The organism is Rhodococcus phenolicus (assembly GCF_001646785.1).
GTDB lineage: Bacteria > Actinomycetota > Actinomycetes > Mycobacteriales > Mycobacteriaceae > Rhodococcus > Rhodococcus phenolicus.
In genome coordinates this window covers 1-4,551 of record NZ_LRRH01000197.1, presented here as the reverse complement: position 1 = coordinate 4,551, position 4,551 = coordinate 1, and the positions used below count along the sequence as shown (strand labels likewise).

Sequence of the window (4,551 nt, the reverse complement as noted above, 5' to 3'; positions counted from 1 at the left end):
GCTCGTCCAGCTGTGCACGTTCCACGGGCCGGACGTGCTCCAGGTCGCCGTCGTCTGCGGACCCGACACCGCTGCGGAGTGGGAATGGGTGAAATGGCTTCCCCACGCCCAGCATCCGGAGGTGCGTGACGGGGCGGGAGCCGCAGATCGTCGTCGTCGTGGACGGCGGTGTCCACGGGTCCGGGTCCGGTGTCCTCGACGACGGTGGGATCGACTCGGTCGTGGTGCTCGATCTGTGCCGGTTCGTGCCGCGGCTCGCCGCAACCCGGGGGTTGCAGTTGATCGCCGACGGCCGGGAACTCGGTGCCCGTGCGGGCGGCACGGTCGAGATCTTCGCGAGGGCCGACGGCATCAGCGTCGCACAGGCGCAGACGGTGGCGCGGCGTCTGGCGCCGTATCGCACCACCGGGTCCACAGCCGGGGACCTCGGTGCGGTCGAGGACCGGCCGGCAACCTGGCCGGAGCTGCTGGGTCTCGGCGACCCGGCGCGATTCGATCCCGCTCGGGCGTGGGCGCCGCGGCGCGGCCGGGACCGGCTGCGCGTGCCGATCGGCGTCGGTGTCGACGGTGCGCCCGTCGAACTGGATCTGAAGGAAGCCGCGGAGAACGGCATGGGACCGCACGGTCTGTGCATCGGTGCCACCGGTTCCGGAAAGTCCGAGTTCCTGCGCACCCTGGTCCTCGGCCTGATCGCGACGCACGCGCCGGACGCCCTGAACCTCGTGCTCGTGGACTTCAAGGGCGGGGCCACCTTCCTGGGGCTGGACCGGGCACCGCACGTCGCCGCCGTCATCACCAACCTCGCCGACGAGCTGGCGATGGTGGACCGGATGAAGGACGCGCTCGAAGGCGAGATGAACCGCAGGCAGGAACTGCTGCGCGCGGCAGGCAATTTCGCCAATGTCGGTGATTACGAGCGGGCGCGGACGTCGGGTGCGCCGCTGGCACCGCTGCCCGCACTGTTCATCGTCGTCGACGAATTCTCCGAACTGCTGACCCAGCAACCGGAATTTGCCGATCTGTTCGCCGCCATCGGCCGGCTCGGGCGCTCGCTGCACATGCATCTGCTGCTCGCCAGCCAGCGGCTCGACGAGGGGCGGTTGCGTGGGCTCGACAGTCACCTGTCCTACCGCATCGGACTGAAGACCTTCTCGGCGAACGAATCCCGCAGTGTTCTCGGCGTCCCCGACGCCTATCATCTGCCGTCGTCACCGGGTTCCGGCTATCTCAAGTGCGATTCGGCGGAGATCGTGCGGTTCGCCGCGGCCTACGTCTCCGGTCCCTACGAACCCGGCCGCGCCACCCGCCGGACCCCGCACGCCCACGGGCCGGGGCCGGCTCGGCCGCGGTTGTTCACCGCAGGGGAGGTGCCGGCCGAACTGCCTGCGCCGCCATCGGTCCCCGAGGCGACCTCGCCGGAACCGGAGCCGGACGGCCGGACCGTGCTCGACGTCCTCGTCGGCCGGGTCCACGGCCACGGCCTGCCCGCACACGAGGTGTGGCTGCCGCCGCTCGACGAGTCGCCCAGCCTCGACCGGATCGTGCCGCGCTCGGTGCTCACCGGTGACGTGCTCCGGCAGGCCACGGTACGTACCCCGATCGGCATCGTGGACCGGCCCTACGATCAACGCCGGGACCCCCTCGTAGTCGACCTCGCAGGCGCGGCAGGCAATGTCGTCGTCGTGGGTGGCCCCCGGTCCGGCAAGTCGACGATGCTGCGCAGCCTGATGATGTCGATGGCGATGAGCCACACCGCCGAACAGGTCCAGTTCTACTGCCTGGCCAGGAGCACCGCTCCGCCCCAGGTAGAGGGCCTACGAGGCCCGGCGGCGGCCACCTTGTGCAACATGCGCGCTATCCGCGCTCGTCGTTCTCACCCCTCGTCCGACGTAAACCAACGAGGGCCGGTGTTCTCAATGGCCGCAACCGGGCGGCCCGCCTCCACGGTGAGTCTGGCCAGGCGTCGCGGAGGTCCAGCCCAGCCACGTGTCCACGATGACACGGGGCTATCGGTGCTGGTCGTGACGCGGTAACGAGGCATGGTCCGTGGGAGCTCCGGGGAGGGGATACGACACCGGCACCCTTGGGTGCTCCGATCGGTCCAGGGGAGCGCGGCGGAGCCGCTCCGTTGGTCCCGTGTCGTCCTCCGTTCCCGTCGTGCACCGCCGGTACTGTCTGGTCCGGGCCGGGGACGGAACGAGAACCAAGGGGACCAGAGCGTGAGTGCAGAGATTCGGGTGTGGGAGCCGGTCGGCTCGGATGACTACGAGTACCACCACATCGAGTCCGTGGCGGGTTACTACGGCGTGGCGATGACACCGCCCGGGAGCCCGGAGCGGGCACACGCCGCCGCCCAGGACGAGGCCAAGGGAGCCGGGTGGTGGGTGGTCAACGGGGACGACAAGGTGAAGGTCCACGATGTGAAGGTGTCGGCCCACGGGCCTACCCGCGTCCATGCGGAGACGGCCCCGCCGTTCGGTGAGTGGCGAGAGGTGACGGAGTAGCCACCGCCGACACGACAACGCCCCCGCCCGGGAACGGAACCGGACGGGGGCGTTTCGGTGTGCGGCCCGGTGAGGACGAGGACCACACGGTCCGGGCGGTGACCAACCGCCCGGGGGCTTGCTACGCGGTGAGGTCCGCCAGGACGACGCCCATGGGCTGGTACACGTCCAGGTTGGCCCGCGTCTCGACACGTGCCCGGGTCTCGTTCTTCTCGAACTGGGCACCGGAGGTGTCCCACCGCGTCTCCACCTGGTCGTCCGTGCGGACGGCCACGGCGGCGGTGTCCAGGACGATGGCCGTTCCCGTGGTCACCGCCACAGACGGAACCACCTGGACGCCCCAGAGGCGACGGGCGGCCCGGTCCACCGGAGAGTCCACCAGTTCGAGCTGGCCGTCCCCGGTGGTCCGGGAGAGCTCCAGGGCCTCCCAGTCGGTCGGGTGGACCGTGATGAGTCCGGCGGCGTGTCCGGCCACCTCCAGCTTGGTGATGGCCTTACGGATGGTCGTGAGGGAGTCCACCGCGAACGCCTGGACCTGGGCACCGCTCACGTGGGCCAACCCGGTGAAGTGCTCCCCGGTGCCGTCACCGTTGACCACCTCGTTCTCGATGGCCCGGAGGAGCCCCTGGAGGAGCTCTCCCTCCACGAACTGATTCAGGGACGCGGAGTCCCGGAGCCAGTACTCATGGATGCCCTCCGAGAGGTGGGCCACGATGCGGAGTTTGCCCTCGATTTCCTCCAGGCCCATGGTGGACGTGGGCTTGGTTTCACCCACCGCCACCACGGCGGCGTTGTTGGTTCGGGTGATCTGGCGGAGGTACCGGTACGTGGGAGCACCGGGAACGATGCCCAGAGCGTCCAGGAGGGTGGCTCCCGGGTCGGCCAGGACCACCGGGGCCTCCGGACCCATGGGGATGCCGGTTACGACCGTGCCGGACGGGGCCAGGGCCTTCTGGCCGCCGCCGCTGGTGGCCATGGTGCCCGCGATGGACTTTGCCAGTGCCGCCGCCCCGGACTTGCGGGTGAACGGGAGGCCGCGACGCTTGGCGGGTGCGGCGGGGGAACCGTCACCGAACCCGTCCATGGGGCGCACTCCCGGTCCGTCGAGCTGTTCGGCCAGGGCCTTGGCCTGGTCGTGGATGTTCGCGTCCGCCTTGATCGTGTTGATCTGGTCCAGTTCGGACTTCCCCGTGGCCATTGCCTCGTCGTAGGCGGCCTTCTCGGCGGCGGTGAAGTTGCGGCCCTCCGCCTCTGCCTTCTCCGCGATCGTCCGGGCCTTCTGGGCGTGGGCCAGTGCGGACTTCTGGAGTTCGGCCAGCTTGGCCTTGGTGCTTGCGTTCATGAGAGTTGTTCTCCATCTACGGGATTGGTCGATTTCCCGGACGGACGGGTTGACTCCGTAGGGCATGGCCCCCGCGTTGACGAGGACGGCTCCCGCACGGATTGACCGCTGGCCCGACGAGGTGACCGGGGCGTGGTTTCCGCTGGCCTCGTGGGAGGCGGACGGCTACAGCCCGACGCCGGACCGGTACCTCTGCCGTACACATTACGTCACGTGACACGACAAGGGCGGCGGGACACGCGATTACGCCCCCGCCGCCCTCGGTGCCGGACCTACGACGCCAGCGGGGGCTCCTCGGCGTCGGGGAGGGCGGCGTGGGCGTCGAGGTACGCCGCCTCCAGCGCGTCGGCCAGGACCGCGCGGGCGGCGTCGCGGCCCAACGTCTCCACCGCCCCGTCCACCGTGGCCGTGACGAGCTGGACCACCACCTCCGTGAGGGTGTCGCGGTCCGCGTCGGCCAGGACCGCGCGGGCGTCCTCCACCACCGCGCGCAGAGCCATCCGGACCACGAGGGTGGCGTAAGCGTCGTCGAGATGATCGTTCATGATGTCTTCCCTTCACCCGGGCGGAAGTTCTGCAACCACTCCGGAATATCGTCTCCTGCAAACGGTTCCGTATGCTCCAGCACCGCCTTACGCATGATGTCGGCCTCCACTCCCGGCGTGAGGCCCAGGTCCCGGGCGTAACTCCGGGCGGTCCTGGCGG

General features: G+C 70.0%; 3 protein-coding genes and 1 pseudogene. 2 read left to right on the top strand and 2 right to left on the bottom strand.

Translation table 11 applies throughout. From position 1 onward, the window contains the following. Positions 1–1,781: pseudogene (eccCa, locus tag A8G15_RS28855) on the top strand (type VII secretion protein EccCa); the annotation flags it as partial. 438 nt (positions 1,782–2,219) lie between these two features. Further along, on the top strand, positions 2,220–2,504 hold the full coding sequence (locus tag A8G15_RS28850; protein WP_068166636.1) for a hypothetical protein: 285 nt from the start codon (positions 2,220–2,222) through the stop codon (positions 2,502–2,504). Positions 2,505–2,625: 121 nt separating this feature from the next. Here A8G15_RS28850 and A8G15_RS28845 read toward each other — a convergent pair whose 3' ends face one another. Further along, complete coding sequence (locus tag A8G15_RS28845; protein WP_068166635.1) at positions 2,626–3,846, bottom strand: phage major capsid protein; 1,221 nt, start codon at positions 3,844–3,846, stop codon at positions 2,626–2,628. A 272-nt stretch (positions 3,847–4,118) separates the two neighbouring features. Continuing rightward, entirely contained in the window at positions 4,119–4,391 is a 273-nt protein-coding gene (locus A8G15_RS28840; protein ID WP_068166634.1) for a hypothetical protein, read from the bottom strand. Positions 4,392–4,551: the final 160 nt, after the last annotated feature.